At 70.9% G+C, this 15,187-nt stretch carries 14 protein-coding genes; 8 read left to right on the top strand and 6 right to left on the bottom strand.

Going from position 1 to position 15,187, the window contains the following annotated elements; translation table 11 throughout:
* The first annotated feature begins 18 nt into the window (after positions 1-18).
* From V6U86_RS18705 to V6U86_RS18690, 4 genes are read left to right on the top strand one after another with little or no spacing between them, the layout of a single operon-like run.
* Positions 19-1,023, top strand: a complete 1,005-nt coding sequence (locus tag V6U86_RS18705) for an ABC transporter permease (RefSeq protein ID WP_334505075.1) — start codon at positions 19-21, stop codon at positions 1,021-1,023.
* A complete protein-coding gene (locus V6U86_RS18700) occupies positions 1,020-1,982 on the top strand; it encodes an ABC transporter permease (protein WP_124776653.1) in 963 nt (320 codons plus the stop codon). Before V6U86_RS18705 ends, V6U86_RS18700 begins: the two co-directional genes overlap by 4 nt.
* Positions 1,983-1,989: 7 nt before the next feature.
* The gene (locus tag V6U86_RS18695; RefSeq protein ID WP_334505074.1) at positions 1,990-3,003 is read left to right on the top strand and encodes an ABC transporter ATP-binding protein; all 1,014 of its coding nucleotides are present in this window, start codon (positions 1,990-1,992) and stop codon (positions 3,001-3,003) included.
* Entirely contained in the window at positions 3,000-4,103 is a 1,104-nt protein-coding gene (locus tag V6U86_RS18690; protein ID WP_334505073.1) for an ABC transporter ATP-binding protein, read from the top strand. The genes V6U86_RS18695 and V6U86_RS18690 overlap by 4 nt, the downstream gene beginning before the upstream one ends.
* 30 nt (positions 4,104-4,133) lie before the next feature.
* Here the strand turns inward: V6U86_RS18690 and V6U86_RS18685 are convergent, their stop codons facing one another.
* Both V6U86_RS18685 and V6U86_RS18680 read right to left on the bottom strand, forming a co-directional pair.
* Positions 4,134-4,463 carry a hypothetical protein gene (locus V6U86_RS18685; protein WP_442934966.1) on the bottom strand — a complete coding sequence of 110 codons (330 nt, stop codon included), beginning with the start codon at positions 4,461-4,463 and terminating at the stop codon, positions 4,134-4,136.
* A gap of 53 nt (positions 4,464-4,516) precedes the next feature.
* Positions 4,517-5,155 carry an HNH endonuclease family protein gene (locus V6U86_RS18680; RefSeq protein ID WP_334505071.1) on the bottom strand — a complete coding sequence of 213 codons (639 nt, stop codon included), beginning with the start codon at positions 5,153-5,155 and terminating at the stop codon, positions 4,517-4,519.
* A gap of 107 nt (positions 5,156-5,262) precedes the next feature.
* Here V6U86_RS18680 and V6U86_RS18675 point away from each other — a divergent pair, with 107 nt between their 5' ends.
* Positions 5,263-6,756 carry an MFS transporter gene (locus V6U86_RS18675; RefSeq protein ID WP_334505070.1) on the top strand — a complete coding sequence of 498 codons (1,494 nt, stop codon included), beginning with the start codon at positions 5,263-5,265 and terminating at the stop codon, positions 6,754-6,756.
* A 30-nt stretch (positions 6,757-6,786) separates the two neighbouring features.
* Here the strand turns inward: V6U86_RS18675 and leuA are convergent, their stop codons facing one another.
* Positions 6,787-8,538, bottom strand: a complete 1,752-nt coding sequence (leuA, locus tag V6U86_RS18670) for a 2-isopropylmalate synthase (RefSeq protein ID WP_334505068.1) — start codon at positions 8,536-8,538, stop codon at positions 6,787-6,789.
* A 237-nt stretch (positions 8,539-8,775) separates the two neighbouring features.
* The gene (locus V6U86_RS18665; protein ID WP_334505067.1) at positions 8,776-10,047 is read right to left on the bottom strand and encodes an MFS transporter; all 1,272 of its coding nucleotides are present in this window, start codon (positions 10,045-10,047) and stop codon (positions 8,776-8,778) included.
* Positions 10,048-10,126: 79 nt separating this feature from the next.
* Here V6U86_RS18665 and V6U86_RS18660 point away from each other — a divergent pair, with 79 nt between their 5' ends.
* Entirely contained in the window at positions 10,127-11,113 is a 987-nt protein-coding gene (locus tag V6U86_RS18660; RefSeq protein ID WP_334505066.1) for an ArsR/SmtB family transcription factor, read from the top strand.
* A gap of 12 nt (positions 11,114-11,125) precedes the next feature.
* Here V6U86_RS18660 and V6U86_RS18655 read toward each other — a convergent pair whose 3' ends face one another.
* Together V6U86_RS18655 and V6U86_RS18650 are read right to left on the bottom strand one after the other, a co-directional pair.
* Positions 11,126-11,665: a nitroreductase family protein gene (locus V6U86_RS18655; protein ID WP_334505065.1), complete on the bottom strand. Its 540-nt coding sequence runs from the start codon at positions 11,663-11,665 to the stop codon at positions 11,126-11,128.
* Between the two features lie 85 nt (positions 11,666-11,750).
* Entirely contained in the window at positions 11,751-12,539 is a 789-nt protein-coding gene (locus V6U86_RS18650) for a hypothetical protein (RefSeq protein WP_334505064.1), read from the bottom strand.
* Positions 12,540-12,797: 258 nt separating this feature from the next.
* On the opposite strand from V6U86_RS18650, the gene V6U86_RS18645 reads away from it, so the two are divergent.
* On the top strand, positions 12,798-14,063 hold the full coding sequence (locus V6U86_RS18645; protein ID WP_334505063.1) for an aspartate kinase: 1,266 nt from the start codon (positions 12,798-12,800) through the stop codon (positions 14,061-14,063).
* Positions 14,064-14,068: 5 nt separating this feature from the next.
* Positions 14,069-15,130: an aspartate-semialdehyde dehydrogenase gene (locus tag V6U86_RS18640; RefSeq protein ID WP_334505061.1), complete on the top strand. Its 1,062-nt coding sequence runs from the start codon at positions 14,069-14,071 to the stop codon at positions 15,128-15,130.
* The last annotated feature ends 57 nt before the right edge of the window (positions 15,131-15,187 follow it).

Raw genomic sequence — 15,187 nt, 5'->3', positions numbered from 1 at the left:
CACCCCTTCGAGGCCGCCGTGTTCCGGTTCATCATCAGGCGCCTGCTTCAGCTGATACCCACGCTGTTCGGGCTCTCCCTCCTGCTCTTCATCTGGCTCCGCCGGCTTCCCGGCGGCCCCGAGACCGCCATCCTCGGCGAGCGCGGCACGCCCGAGATGCGTGCTGCGATCCGCCGCAACATGGGGCTCGACGAGCCCATCCTGGTGCAGTACGGCCGCTTCGTACGGCGGATGATCAAGCTCGATCTGGGCACCTCGACCTCCACGAAGCGGGCGGTCACCACGGAGTTCATCGAGCGCTTCCCCGGCACCGTCGAGCTGACCATCACCGCGATGATCATCGCGATCGGCGTCGGCATCCCGCTGGGCTACCTGGCCGCCCGTCGTCGCGGCCGGTTCCTGGACCACGCGTCCGTGGGCGGCTCGCTGATCGGCATCTGCATCCCGGTCTTCTTCCTGGGCTACGTGCTCAAAGCGATCTTCTCGGAGAACCTGCACTGGTTCCCGTCCAGCGGTCGACAGGACCCGACGCTCGGGGCGACCCGGGTGACCAACTTCTTCGTCCTCGACGGGTTGATGACCCGCGAGTGGGACGCCGCCGCCGATGCCCTCTGGCATCTGGTGCTGCCCGCCATAGCGCTGGCCAGCATCCCGCTGGCGATCATCGTCCGGATCACCCGGGCGAGCGTGCTGGAGGTGCTGAACGAGGACTTCGTACGGACCGCCGAGGCGAAGGGCCTGACCGAGCAGACGGTCCGTCGCCGGCACGTCCTGCGTAACGCCATGCTGCCGGTGGCCACCTCGATCGGTCTGCTGGCGGGTGGCCTGCTCTCCGGCGCGGTGCTGACCGAGACCGTCTTCGCCTTCAGTGGCATCGGAGCGTTCGTCGCCGAGGCCATCGGCCAACGCGACTATCCGGTGCTGATGGGCTTCATCCTGATCATCGCGGTGGTGTACGTGCTGGTGAACCTCCTGGTCGATCTCTCCTACAGCTTCATCGACCCGAGGGTGAGGGTGCGATGACACTCAGCCCAGGCAAGAAGCGCGAGAAGATCGACAGGCTCTCCGAGTTGGCCGCCCGCGACGACGAGCGGGGTGTCAGCCTCTGGCAGGAGGCGTTCCGCCGGTTGCGCGGTAACCCGGCCGCGATCGTCGGTGCGGTCATCCTGGCGATCTTCGTGCTGGTCGCGGTGGTCGGCCCGTTCCTCGTGCCGTACGCGGCGACGGACACGATCGGCATCCGGGAGGGGCTGATCAAGCCGGGTGTCATCCCCGGCCCGACCGGCGAGCACTGGTTCGGCTACGACCACCAGGGCCGTGACGAGTTCAGCCGGATGATCGTGGGTGCCCGTCAGACCCTGCTGGTCGGCGTGGTCTCCACCCTGATCGGTCTGGCGATCGGCGCGCTGATCGGTGGCGTCTCCGGCGCCGCAGCCGGTCTCGGTGGCCGGTGGGGGCGGTGGGTCGACACCACCCTGATGCGCTTCATCGACATGCTGCTGGCGATGCCGAGCCTGCTGCTGGCGGTGAGCATCGCAGCCCTGCTCGGGGCCAGCCTGACCACTGTGATGATCGCGGTCGGTGTGGTCTCGGTGCCGGTGTTCGCCCGGCTGCTGCGCGGCTCGATGATCTCCCAGGCCAACAGCGACTACGTGCTGGCGGCGACCTCGCTCGGCGTCAAGAAGTCGAAGATCGCGCTGACCCACGTGGTGCCGAACTCGCTCGCCCCGGTGATCGTGCAGGCCACGCTGACCCTGGCCACCGCGATCATCGAGGCTGCGGCGCTCTCCTTCCTCGGCCTCGGCAACCCGGACACGGCCGTACCGGAGTGGGGGGTCATGCTCGCCGACGCGCAGCAGTACCTCGGCATCCGGCCGTCGCTGGCGATCTACCCGGCCGTCGCGATCATCATCACCGCGCTCGGCTTCACCCTGCTCGGTGAGGCGATGCGTGAGGCCCTCGACCCGAAGCTGCGGAAGTAGGCCCGTTATGGCACTGCTCGAAGTTGAAGATCTCGCCGTCACGTTCGCCCGCCGCGGTCAGCGGGCCGTGCACGCGGTCGACGGGGTGTCCTTCTCGGTCGACGCCGGCGAGGTGGTCGGCCTGGTGGGCGAGTCCGGCTGCGGCAAGAGCGTCACCTCGCTCGCGATCATGGGTCTGCTACCCAAGCAGCCGGGCCTGCGGGTTGGCGGGAAGGCCGTCTTCGACGGCACCGACCTGCTCCAGCTCGACGACCGGTCGCGGCGGGACATCCGGGGTCGGGACATCGCGATGATCTTCCAGGACCCGCTCTCCTCCCTGAACCCGGTCATCCCGATCGGGTTGCAGGTGACCGAGGTGCTCACCCGGCACCGGGGGATGAAGGGTGAGGCCGCGGCGAAGGAGGCGGCGGCGTTGCTGGACCGGGTCGGCATCCCCGACCCGAAGCGCCGGCTGAAGGAGTACCCGCACCAGCTCTCCGGTGGGATGCGCCAGCGTGCGCTCATCGCGATGGCGGTGGCCTGCCAGCCGCGGCTGCTGATCGCCGACGAGCCGACCACCGCGCTGGACGTGACCATTCAGGCCCAGATCCTGGAGCTGCTCAAGGAGCTGGTCCGGGACTCCGGCACCGCGCTGTTGATGATCACGCATGACCTGGGCGTGGTGGCCGGTATGTGCGACACCGTCAATGTGCTCTACGGCGGCCGGGTGGTGGAGACGGCCCGCCGTCGTCCGCTGTTCCGCCAGCCGCGTCACCCGTACACCGTGGGTCTGCTCGGCTCGGTGCCGCGCCTGGACGCCGGGCGGGGCGAGAAGCTCAACCCGATTCCCGGTTCGGTCCGCGACCTGCTGCCCTGGCCGGACGGTTGCGCCTTCGCCCCGCGCTGTGCCCGACGGACCGACGAGTGTGTGGGCGAGCCGCCGGAGCTGGTGCACGCGCACGACGGACGTAGCTACCGGTGCGTCAACCCGGAGCCGGTGCCCGGCATGGTGCCCGCCCCGCGCGAGGAGGAATCAGCGTGAGTGAGAACGACATCCTCGTCGAGGTGCGCGATCTGAAGGTGCACTTCCCGATCAAGCGGGGGGTGCTCTTCGATCGGGTGGTCGGCCATGTGAAGGCCGTCGACGGGGTCGACCTGAGCATCGCGCGGGGTAAGACGTACGGCCTGGTGGGTGAGTCCGGCTGCGGCAAGTCCACGTTGGGTAGGGCGCTGCTCCAGCTCACCCCGCCGACCGCCGGTGAGGTCAGCTTCGACGGCGTCGAGCTGACGACGCTGCCGGCCGGCAAGCTGCGCAGCATGCGTCGCCGGATGCAGATGATCTTCCAGGACCCGATGTCCAGTCTCGACCCCCGGCAGAACGTCGAGTCGATCCTGACCGAGGGCCTGCAGACCCATGGGATCGGCACCGACCGCACCGATCGTCGACGGATCATCGGCGAGACCCTGGACGCGGTCGGGCTGCCGCGCTGGGCGCTTTCCCGCTACCCGCACGAGTTCTCCGGCGGGCAGCGGCAGCGCATCGGCATCGCCCGTGCGCTGGTCCTCGGGCCGGAACTGATCGTCGCCGACGAGCCGGTCTCGGCGCTCGACGTGTCGATCCAGGCCCAGGTGGTCAACCTGCTGGACGAACTCCAGGACAGCCTGGGGCTGACCTACCTGGTGATCGCGCACGACCTCGCGGTGGTCCGGCACATCTCCGACACGGTCGGCGTCATGTACCTGGGGGCGTTGGTCGAGGAGGCGCCGAGCGACCGGCTCTACACCGAGCCGCTGCACCCGTACACGCGGGCGCTGATGTCGGCGGTGCCGGTGCCGGACCCGGACGTGGAGGACCGCCGGGAGCGGATCCTGCTCGCCGGTGACCTGCCGTCGCCGGCCAACCCGCCGTCCGGCTGCCGCTTCCACACGCGCTGCCCGTGGGCGCAGCCCACCCGCTGCGCCGACGAGCGACCGGTGCTGCGGGAGATCGGCACCACCCGGGTGGCCTGCCACTTTGCCGAGCAGATCGCCAGCGGCGAACTGCGCCCGCACGGGGTCGCCGCGCAGATCGTCCGCCCGGAGGGCGAGGGGGACGCGCCGGGCGTGGTCTCCGCGCCCACCGAGCCCGGTTCGTACGTCTGAGACTGGACGCGGTGCCGGCGGCGGAGGCCGTCAGCCCTCGGGGCGGTTCAGCAGCCCCACCGCGACGCCGTGCACCGCGTCCAGCCCGGCCGGATCGGCCAGCGTGACCGAGGTGCCGGTCACCACGTACCACTCGTCGGCGTCCTTGTACTGCACCCGCAGGGTGACCTTGCCGTCGGCGTACTCGGTGCGCAGCGTCAGGTCACCGGTGACGACGCCGACCTCGTCGGTCATCACGCCGCCGGGGCCGGGCACGATGTCGGTGGTGCGGCTCTGCGGGCCGGCCGCGCCGCTCGAATCCGCGACCATGCCGGCGCCGGGCACGGCGGCCGGAGTCTCGGCGGTGCCGTCAGCGGTCATCCCGGCGGCGGACGGGCCGCTCTCCCCGGCGGCGGTCACGTTTTGCTCCCCACTCAACAGCCCTCCAACATGTCGGTCAGGGCGGCCTTCTCGGCGCTGGTCACGGTCAGCTTCCAGTAGTGCTTGACCGTCACCCAGTCCTGGGCGTATTTGCACCAGTACGATCGGTTTGCCGGCTTCCACTGGGACGGGTCCTGGTCACCCTTTGCCCGGTTCGAAGAGGCGGAAACCGCGAAAAGCTGCGGACGCGTGGTGTCGTTGGCGAAATCGCCCCGCTTCGCGTTGTCCCACTCGTCGGCACCCGAGCGCCACGCGTTGGCCAACGGCACCGTGTGGTCGATGTCCACGTCGGAGGGATCCGAGAAGCTGCGACCGTCGTACACGCTCTCCCAGCGCCCACCGACCACGTTGCAGCCGGAGAGCTTCACGTCCTCGCCGTCGCGCTGGAGGATGGTGTCCCGGACATCGCAGTTCTTGCCGGTGTTCCGCCAGTGCGGGAAACGGTTTCGGCTGTAGCCCTTCATCGAGCCGGCGGTGGCGACGGTGAGCTGGCTCAGCTGCTCCACGGCGTTGCCGCCGTCGCTCGGCGGCGACGGGGTCGGCTCATCCGGCGGGACGCAACCGGCCACGCCGAGCGTCAGCGCCGCGGCAAGCGCGACCACCGCCGCTCGCGGTCCTGATCTGGTACGCACAGACGACACCTCTCCAGCTTGGGGGCTCCCGGCGATTGCGCACAGTACCCGGGCACGGTTTCGGCGTTTCGTGGCGTCTCCCACATCATGCAAGGCAGATTGGTGGGATGACCACACCCGTACCGGCGGCCGCCCTCCGGATGGGCACCATCGCCGGCCGGGGCACGCTGCTCGCCGCCGTACTCGCCTCTGGCATGGTCTTCCTCGACAGCACCGTCGTCAATGTGGCGCTGCCGAAGCTCGGTCAGGATCTCGGCGCGAACGTGGCCGATCTCCAGTGGACCATCAACGGCTACCTGCTGATGCTGGCGGCGTTCGTGCTGCTCGGTGGGGCGCTCGGGGACCGCTTCGGCCGGCGACGCATCTTCCTCATCGGCGTGGTCTGGTTCACCGCCGCCTCCGTGCTGTGCGGGCTCGCCCAGGGCACCGGTTGGCTGATCGGAGCCCGGTTCCTCCAGGGCGCCGGTGGCGCGTTGCTCACGCCCGGGTCGCTGTCGGTGCTCCAGGCGAGCTTCCATCCGGACGACCGGGGCCGCGCCATCGGCGCCTGGGCCGGGCTGTCCGGGGTGTCCACCGCGCTGGGCCCGTTCATCGGAGGCTGGCTGATCGACGCGCTCTCCTGGCGCTGGATCTTCTTCCTCAACGTGCCGATCGCCGTGCTGGTGGTGTTGGCCGCCCTGCGCTGGGTGCCGGAGAGCCGGGACGAGAGCGCCTCCCGGACCGAGGGACGGGGTCGCACCCGACGTCGGTTCGACGTCGCCGGAGCCCTGCTCGGAGCGCTCGCGCTGGCCGGCGTCACCTACGCCCTGATCGACGCGCCGGCCCGCGGGTTCGACTCCGCCGAGGTGCTGATCGCGGCAGCGGTCGGGGTGCTCTCCGCGGTGGCCTTCGTGCTGCTGGAGCGCCGGCGGGGCGACGCCGCGATGCTGCCCACCGGGCTGTTCAGCAGCCGCCTCTTCTCGGTGCTGAACCTCTTCACCGTGGTCGTCTACGCGGCGCTCGGCGGCTTCACCTTCTTCTTCGCCGTCTACCTGCAGAACGTGGTCGAGTGGTCGGCCTTCCGCACCGGCATCGCGTTGCTGCCGATGACCCTGCTGCTGATGATCGGGTCGGCGCGGGCCGGCGCGCTGTCGGCACGGATCGGCCCGCGGTTGCCGCTCACCATCGGGCCGGTGATCGCCGCTGTCGGTCTGCTGCTGCTGCGCGGCATCGGACCGGGCGCGTCGTACTGGCGCGACGTGCTGCCCGGGGTGCTGCTCTTCGGCATCGGGCTGACCCTGGTGGTGGCGCCGCTGACCTCGTCGGTGCTGGCCGCCGTGCAGGACCGGTTCTCCGGGGTGGCCAGCGGGTTCAACAACGCCGCGTCCCGGGCCGGCGGCCTGCTCGCGGTGGCGGCGCTGCCGCTGCTGGTCGGGCTCTCCGGCGGCGGCTACGAGCAGAAGGCCGAGCTGACCGACGCGTTCCGGGGAGCGATGGAGTGGTGCGCCGGGCTGCTCGTGGCCGGCGCGGTGCTGGCCCTCGTGCTGGTCCACCGACCGCCCCGGGAAGCCCCGCCGTCGCAGCCCTGCCAATCGCTGCCCGCCGCCACGCCCCCGAGGTAGCGAACCAACTCGGGGGCGTGGCGCCTGAGATCAGCGCCGGGCGCGGTTGACGGCGCTGGTGACCGCCTTGATCGACGCGGTGACGATATTGGCGTCGGTGCCGACACCCCAGACCGTCTTCCCGTCCACCTCACACTCCACATACGCGGCGGCCTGCGCGTCACCGCCGGAGGAGAGCGCGTGCTCGTGGTAGTCGAGCACCCGTACACCCACCTCGACCGACTGGAGCGCGTTGACGTACGCGTCGATCGGGCCGTTGCCGACCGCGGTGAGGGACTGCTGCTCGCCGCCCACCCCGACCTGGGCCTCGATCTCGACCTTGCCGTCGGCCGTGCCGATCGTGTAGCCGGCCAGCCGGACCGCCGGGTCGGGCTGGTGGTCGAGCAGGTAGTGCGTTGCGAAGATCTCCCACATGGCGGCCGGGTCGACCTCGCCGCCGTCGTGATCGGTGACCTGCTGCACCACCCCGGAGAACTCGATCTGGAGCCGGCGCGGCAGGTCCAGTTGGTGCTCGCTCTTCATGATGTACGCGACGCCGCCCTTGCCGGACTGCGAGTTGACCCGGATGACGGCCTCGTAGGTGCGGCCCAGGTCCTTGGGGTCGATCGGCAGGTACGGCACCGCCCAGGTGTGCTCGTCCACTCCTACGCCGGCCGCCTTCGCATCGGCGGCGAGGGCGTCGAAGCCCTTCTTGATGGCGTCCTGGTGGGAGCCGGAGAAGGCGGTGTAGACCAGGTCACCCGCGTACGGGTGGCGCTCGTGCACCGGCAGTTGGTTGCAGTATTCGACAGCTCGCCGGATCTCGTCGATGTTCGAGAAGTCGATCATCGGGTCGATGCCCTGGGAGAAGATGTTGAGCCCCAGGGTCACCAGGTCGACGTTGCCGGTGCGCTCACCGTTGCCGAACAGGCAGCCCTCGATGCGGTCCGCACCGGCCAGCAGGCCCAGCTCGGCGGCGGCCACGCCGGTGCCCCGGTCGTTGTGCGGGTGCAGACTCAGCACCACGCTGTCCCGGCGCGGCAGGTGCCGGTGCATCCACTCGATCGAGTCGGCGTACACGTTGGGGGTGGCCATCTCGACGGTGGCCGGCAGGTTGATGATCAACGGCCGGTCGGGGGTCGGGTCGATCACCTCGATCACCCGGGAGCAGACCTCCAGCGCGTACTCCAGCTCGGTGCCCGTGTACGACTCCGGCGAGTACTCGTAGAAGATCTCCGTGTCCGGGGTGTGGATCTCCGCGTACTTCTGGCAGAGCCGCGCCCCGGTGGTGGCGATGTCGGCGATGCCGTCCCGGTCCAGACCGAAGACCACCCGCCGCTGGAGGGTGGAGGTCGAGTTGTAGAAGTGCACGATGGCCCGCTTCGCGCCGCGCAGCGACTCGAACGTCCGGTCGATCAGGTGCTCCCGGCACTGGGTGAGCACCTGGATGGTGACGTCGTCCGGGATCATGTCGTCTTCGATCAGCTGCCGGACGAAGTCGAAGTCGGTCTGGCTGGCCGACGGGAAGCCGACCTCGATCTCCTTGTAACCCATCTGGACCAGCAGCTGGAACATCCGACGCTTGCGCTCCGGCGACATCGGGTCGATCAGGGCCTGGTTGCCGTCGCGGAGATCCACCGCGCACCAACGGGGGGCGGCCTCGACAGTGCGGGTGGGCCAGGTGCGGTCCGGCAGCTCGACCCGGAACTGCTCCTGGTACGGCTGGTAGCGGTGGTACGGCATCCGGCTGGGGCGCTGCCGGGCGATCGGATCGGTCTCAGCGTCGGTGACAGGTTGAGCCATCTCGGAGTGCTCCCTGGAACATGTGGCGTCAGCAGATCGGAAGGTGTCGGCGAAGTGCCGGGCGACGGTGCGCGGCGGTGCCGAAAAGAAACTCGGATGTGCTGGACGGCGCGATGCGACTCCGCGACGAGGTGCCGGCCGGTCAGGCCTCGTCGCGGCAGCTAAGGAGGAGCAGCGCCTGCCACATGACCACGTCACCCTACGTGATGGAAAGGGGCGTGGGAAGGCTGGTCCGGACTATGGGACCGACGTCATCGTCGGCTCCGGGGCCTGGGAACCCAGCCTCGGGGTCCGTCCGGCCCAGGCCACCGCGGGTACGATCGCCAGCCCGACCAGTACGAAGATCGCTGCGGCCGGTAACCATCCCCACCCGCCGGTGGTCACCCCGAGCGCGGTCAATCCCGCCGGAGCGATCAGGTACTGCACCTGGGAGCCGAGCCGGAACGCCCCCACGTACGCGCCGCGCTGGTCGGCCGGCGGCAGGGTGGCGGTGAGCCCCCAGGCGCCCGCCGACTCGATCAGCTCGGCCAGGATCAGCAGCGTCGCGGCGGTCACCAGCACCACCACGGTGAGCATGCCCCGGGTGAGCCCGGAGATCGGCAGAACCAGGCAGAACAGGGCGATCAGCAGCGCGCCCCTGCGAGACGCCCTTGCCGCGCCCGCGGCGGTGTCGGCGCCCCGGCTCGCGCGTACCTGGAGCAGCACGATCAGGACCGTGTTGAGCAGCACCAGAGCGGCGATCACGGTCTTCGGAGCGTCGGTGTGGGTGAGGATCCAGAGCGGCATCACTGTCAGGTAGAGCGTCTGGTGCGCGGTGAGCAGCCCGGAGAGCAGGGACACCGCCATGAACGGACGGTCCCGCAGCACGGCGAGCCGGCTCATCGGCTCCGCCGCTCGGGCGACCTGCGGCAGCCGGGGCAGTCGCCGCACGAACAAGGCCGTGACCAGGAAGACCGTCGCGATGAACCAGACCATCCCCCGGTACGCCTCGATCGTGTCCACCGCCAGCACCACGCCGCTGAGCACCGCACCGAGCCCGAAGCCCACGTTCAACGACGACCGCTGGTACGCCATCGCCGTGACCCGTTCGGCCGGGGCGAGTGCGTTGATCGAGTAGACCTGTACGGCCACGCCGCTCGCGGATTCCACGGCGGCCAGCGCCACCACCACTGCGAGGAATCCGGCGAAGCCGCCCACGAACGGGTAGGTCGCGAAGAGCGCGGCGTTCAGCACCAGCCCGACCAGCCAGACCCTCTGCGGCCCGTACCGGTCGGTGAGTCCGCCCAGCGGCACGGTGCCCAGTAACGACACCCCCGCCGAGATGGACAGGCCCAGCCCGACCTGAGCGGCGCTCAGCCCCAGCGCCCGGGTGAAGAACACGGCGCTGCCGGCGTGGAACAGGCCGCTGCCGACGGCGTAGACCATGGCCTGCACGGCCAGCGCACGGGTCAGACCGGCCGGCGGTACGACGTTCGCGACAGCGGTACGGATGGTGTCTCTGGTCCCCATGGCAGGGGAGTGAACCGTGCCCCCACGAGGACGGTCGAGCCTTTTAGGCTGGATCGAATCCTGCTCCCGGGGAGGGCGCGTGTCCGAGTTGCGGTTCAGCCTGGCCGACGTGGCGGGCGTGCGGCTCGCCGTGTCGCCGGTCAACGAGACGGTCATGAGCATGTGGGCGCTGGCAAGCCCGGTTTACCACGCGGTGCACCTGCCCTGGATCGACCGCGCCCGGGTGACCCTGCGCCGCCCCGAGGTGGCCGCCCGGGTCGGACCGCTGACGGAGCTGGCCCGGTCGCGTTGCTGGCTGCCCGACTTCCTCACCCCGGCTGCCCGACCAAACGTGGAGATGGCCGAGCAGCTCGACCAGATCGCCGCGACACCGCCGGCCGTGGTGGTCCAGGACCTGCTGGCGACCACCCCGCGCCGGCCGTTGAGTCCGTTCGGGCAGGCGCTGCTCGCCGACCCCCGCGGGCTGCTGCCGCAGCTCGTCGACGCGGTGCAGGTGTGGTACGACGAGGCGATCGCCCCGGACTGGCCGCGGATGCGGGCGCTGCTCGACGCCGACGTGGCGTACCGCGCCGCCCAACTCGCCGAGAGCGGCGCCGGTCGGTTCTTCGAACAGCTCCACCCGAGCCTGCGCTGGCTCGGCGACCGGGTGGTCAGCGACGACCCGTTCGAGCGGACCTTCGACCTGCGCGGTCGCGGCCTGGCCCTGAACCCGACGATGTTCACCGAGCGGCGCGTGCTGTGGAACCTGCTGGAGGATTCACTGCCGGCCGGCGCGTACCCGGTCCGGGCGGTCGGGACGCTCTGGGAGACGGCCGCGCCGCCGCCCGGCGACCCGCTGGCCCGGGTGATCGGCCCCGGCCGGGCCGCGCTGCTGCACCTGCTCGACACGGCGATCACCACCACCGACCTGGCCCGGCGCACCGGCATGTCCGCCGGAAACGTCTCCCAGCACCTGGCCGCACTGCACGCCGCCGGCCTGGTCGGCCGGTCCCGACAGGGCCGGCACGTGCTCTATCGCAACACCGACGCCGCCGGGGTTCTGCTGCGGGCCAGCCGCGGCGGGTAGGTCGGTGACCGGTCAGCCGAGCAGCAGGTCGGCCAACGGTCGGCGGCGGCGCAGCCCGGTCTCCTCGGCGACGAGATCCGCCGGCAGGCTGAGAGGGTCGCCGAGTTGCCCGACGACGAGCACCGCGTACGGCCGCACGTCGGCGGGAAGGTGCAGGTCACAGGCGAGCCCAGCGCGGTCCACGGTCAGCACCTGCCGTACGTGCAACCCCAGCGCGGTGGCCTGCACGGTGAGGTGAGCGACCGCCTGACCGAGGTCGTACGCGATCCCGTCGGCCGCCGCCGCGTCCGGGTCGACGTGCGCGGCGAGCAGCAGCGCGGCGGCCCGGTGCGCCCAGCGTTGGTCGGGTTCGGGCAGGTTGACCAGGATGCGCTTCCACGTGTCGTCGTTTCGGTAGCCGAGGGTGAACCGCCAGGGCTGACGGTTGCCCAGGGAAGGTGCCCAGCGGGCCGCCTCCAACAGGGAGGACGCGTCGGCCGCGCTCAGTTCCTCGGTCGGATGGAACGCCAGCGGACTCCAGCGGTAGGCGAGCAGGGGGGTGAGGTCGGCCATAAGACGGATCGTCCCGTATGGGTGATTCGTCGCCCAGGATGGGGTGGGTTAAATGTGGGCAAGGCCACCCGTAACGGGACGAAGATCAGGGCGTTCCCGCGCTCGGGCTCTCCGACGGGTCCGGGGTCGGTGGCGCTGCGGTGCCCAGCGGCTCCCGATCGACCACCACCGGCCCGGCCAGTTGCACGGTGGCCGGCGCCGCGGCGGGCGGAGCGGCCAGCCTCAACGTCCCGGCCCCGGTCCGGACGCCGGTCGGCGTGCCGTCCCGGTCGTAGCAGTAGATGCCCACGTCCAGCGGGGCGTTGAGCGACGCCGAGGTGGAGTCCACCGAGTAGCAGGCGCCGGTGATGCCCTCGGGCGCGGTGGCCGGGGCGACCGCCAGGGGAGCGCGTCGGTCGGTGAGCACATCCAGCCAGTCGGTGAACGGGTGCTGGACCCGGGGGTCCAGCCGGCGCGGGATCGCCTCGTCGCGCTCACCCAGGCGTACGCAACTCGCCGACTCGGCATGACCAGCCGAGGGCAGGGCGCACTGGAACAGCCCGTCGGCCGTGTTGGCCATCGAGACATCCGCGGTGCCACCCAACGCGCCGCCCGGCACGTCGACCCGCCAGCTGCCGTCGTTCGCGCTGGTGAACACGATGGTGCGATCCGGTTGACCCGCCCGGCTGTACACGTACTGGGCCACCAGGTGACGGTCCTGAGCCGCCGCGGCCAGCGCGGCCAGCTCGTCCCGCGTGGCATCCACCTCGACCGGCCCCGAATCGGCGGGCGGTGGAGCCGGTGGCTGTTCACTGGTGCAGGCGGTCAGGAGCACCGGCAGGGCGAGAACGAACGGCCCGAGCACGCGGCCGGCCGAGCGGATGAGGACGGGCACCGGCCCATTCTGGTGGGTACCGGCGGTTGGTGGGTGCCGACGCGGACCGCGCTCGTCCCGGCGTGTCGGGCAGGACCGTTCCCGCGTACCGCCCGACCTGGTGGGACCGGCCTGGCGGGCGCCGGGCGGGCCGGATGGTGGGATCACCTGACCCGGCGTCGTTACCCGCCGGATACCCTCAAGTGGTTCGACACGCGCCGCCGGCCCCGGTTCCGGCGGCGTCGGCACGCTCAGGGTCGCTGGGAGGGAGTGCACGTCGTGGCACTCGTGGTGCAGAAGTACGGCGGGTCCTCCGTCGCCAACGCCGAGCGGATCAAGCGGGTGGCCGAGCGCATCGTCGCCGCCCGCAAGGCCGGCGACGACGTGGTGGTGGTGGTCTCCGCGATGGGGGACAGCACCGATGAGCTCCTCGACCTGGCCAACCAGGTCAGTCCGTTGCCGCCGGGCCGCGAGCTGGACATGCTGCTCACCGCCGGGGAGCGGATCTCCATGGCGCTGCTCGCCATGGCCATCCACAACCTGGGGTACGAAGCCCGCTCGTTCACCGGCTCACAGGCCGGCGTGATCACCACCTCGGTGCACGGCCGCGCGCGGATCATCGACGTCACCCCCGGGCGGCTCAAGGGCGCGCTCGACGAGGGTTCGGTCGTCATCGTGGCCGGCTTCCAGGGCGTCTCCCAGGACACCAAGGACGTCACCACGCTGGGCCGGGGTGGTTCGGACACCACCGCGGTGGCGCTCGCCGCAGCCCTGCACGCCGACGTCTGCGAGATCTACACCGACGTGGACGGCATCTTCACCGCCGACCCGCGGATCGTCCCCAACGCCCGGCACATCCAGCAGATCACCTACGAGGAGATGCTGGAGCTGGCCGCCTGCGGCGCGAAGGTGCTGCACCTGCGTAGCGTGGAGTACGCCCGCCGGGCGGGGTTGCCGATCCACGTCCGTTCGTCATACTCGACCAACACCGGCACGATGGTCACCGGATCGATGGAGGACCTTTCCGTGGAGCAGGCACTGATCACCGGGGTCGCGCACGACCGCAGCGAGGCCAAGATCACGATCGTCGGCGTGCCCGACGAGCCCGGTGCCGCCGCGCGGATCTTCGACACCGTCGCCAGCGCCGAGATCAACCTCGACATGATCGTGCAGAACGTCTCCACCGAGGGCACCGGCCGGACGGACATCTCGTTCACCCTGCCCAAGGCCGACGGGCCCACCGCGATGGCGGCGCTCAGCAAGATCCAGGAGCCGGTCAAGTTCAAGGGCCTGCTCTACGACGACCACGTCGGCAAGGTCTCGCTGATCGGCGCGGGCATGCGCTCGCACCCCGGTGTGGCGGCCGGCTTCTTCGCCGCGCTCGGCGCAGCCGGGGTCAACATCGAGATGATCTCCACCTCCGAGATCCGGGTCTCCGTCGTCTGCCGGGACACCGACCTCGACGCCGCCGTCCGCGCCATCCACGACGCGTTCGAGCTCGGCGGCGACACCGAAGCCGTGGTCTACGCGGGGACGGGTAGGTAGCGCCGATGACGGCGCTGCCCACCCTCGCCGTGGTCGGAGCTACCGGTGCCGTCGGCACCGTGATGTGTGAGCTGCTCACCGGGCGGCGCAACGTCTGGGGTGAGATCCGGCTGCTCGCCTCCGAGCGCTCCGTCGGCCGGCGGGTGCGCTGCCGGGGCGAAGAACTCGTCGTCCAGGCGCTGACCCCCGAAGCGTTCGACGGGGTCGACGTGGCCATGTTCGACGTGCCCGACGAGGTCTCCGCCGAGTGGGCACCGATCGCCGTCGCCCGGGGCGCGATCGCTGTCGACAACTCCGGCGCGTTCCGGATGGACCGCGACGTCCCGCTGGTCGTTCCCGAGATCAACCCCGAGCAGGTCCGCAACCGGCCCCGGGGCATCATCGCCAACGCCAACTGCACCACCCTCGCGATGATCGTCGCGGTCGCGCCGCTGCACCGGGAGTACGGCCTACGAGAGTTGGTGCTCGCCTCCTACCAGGCGGTCTCCGGAGCCGGTCAGTCCGGCGTCGACATCCTGCACGACCAGCTCACCAAGGTCGCCGGCGATCGGACGCTGGGCTCGCGCACCGGCGACGTACGCCAGGCGGTCGGCGACGACCTGGGCCCGTTCCCGGCACCAATGGCGCTCAACGTGGTCCCGTGGGCCGGCTCCCCTGCGGACAGCGGCTGGTCATCGGAAGAGATGAAGATCCGCAACGAGTCGCGGAAGATCCTCGGCCTCCCCGACCTCAAGGTCTCCGCCACCTGCGTCCGGGTGCCTGTGGTCACCGCGCACTCGGTGGCCGTACACGCGGTCTTCGCCACCGAGGTCGACGCCGAAGGCGCCCGCGAGGCCCTCCGCAACGCCCCCGGGGTCATCCTGGTCGACGACCCGGCAGCCGGGGAGTTCCCGATGCCGATCGACGCCGTCGGCACCGACCCGTCCTGGGTCGGGCGGATCCGTCGCGCCCTGGACGACCCCCGCGCCCTCGACTTCTTCGTCACCGGCGACAACCTCCGCAAGGGCGCGGCCCTCAACACCGCCCAGATCGCCGAACTCCTAGCCAAGGAACTGAAGAGCGCCTGACCCCCGCCCGGTCTGGTCCGCCCGGGCTCGGTCCGCCCGGCCTGGTCCGCGTGGCCC

Origin of the sequence: Micromonospora sp. CPCC 205558 (assembly GCF_036902955.1) — a bacterium.
In the GTDB taxonomy this organism is placed as follows: Bacteria; Actinomycetota; Actinomycetes; order Mycobacteriales; family Micromonosporaceae; genus Micromonospora.
The sequence above is the reverse complement of the archived record's forward strand: the minus strand, read 5'-3'. Positions and strand labels throughout refer to the sequence as shown.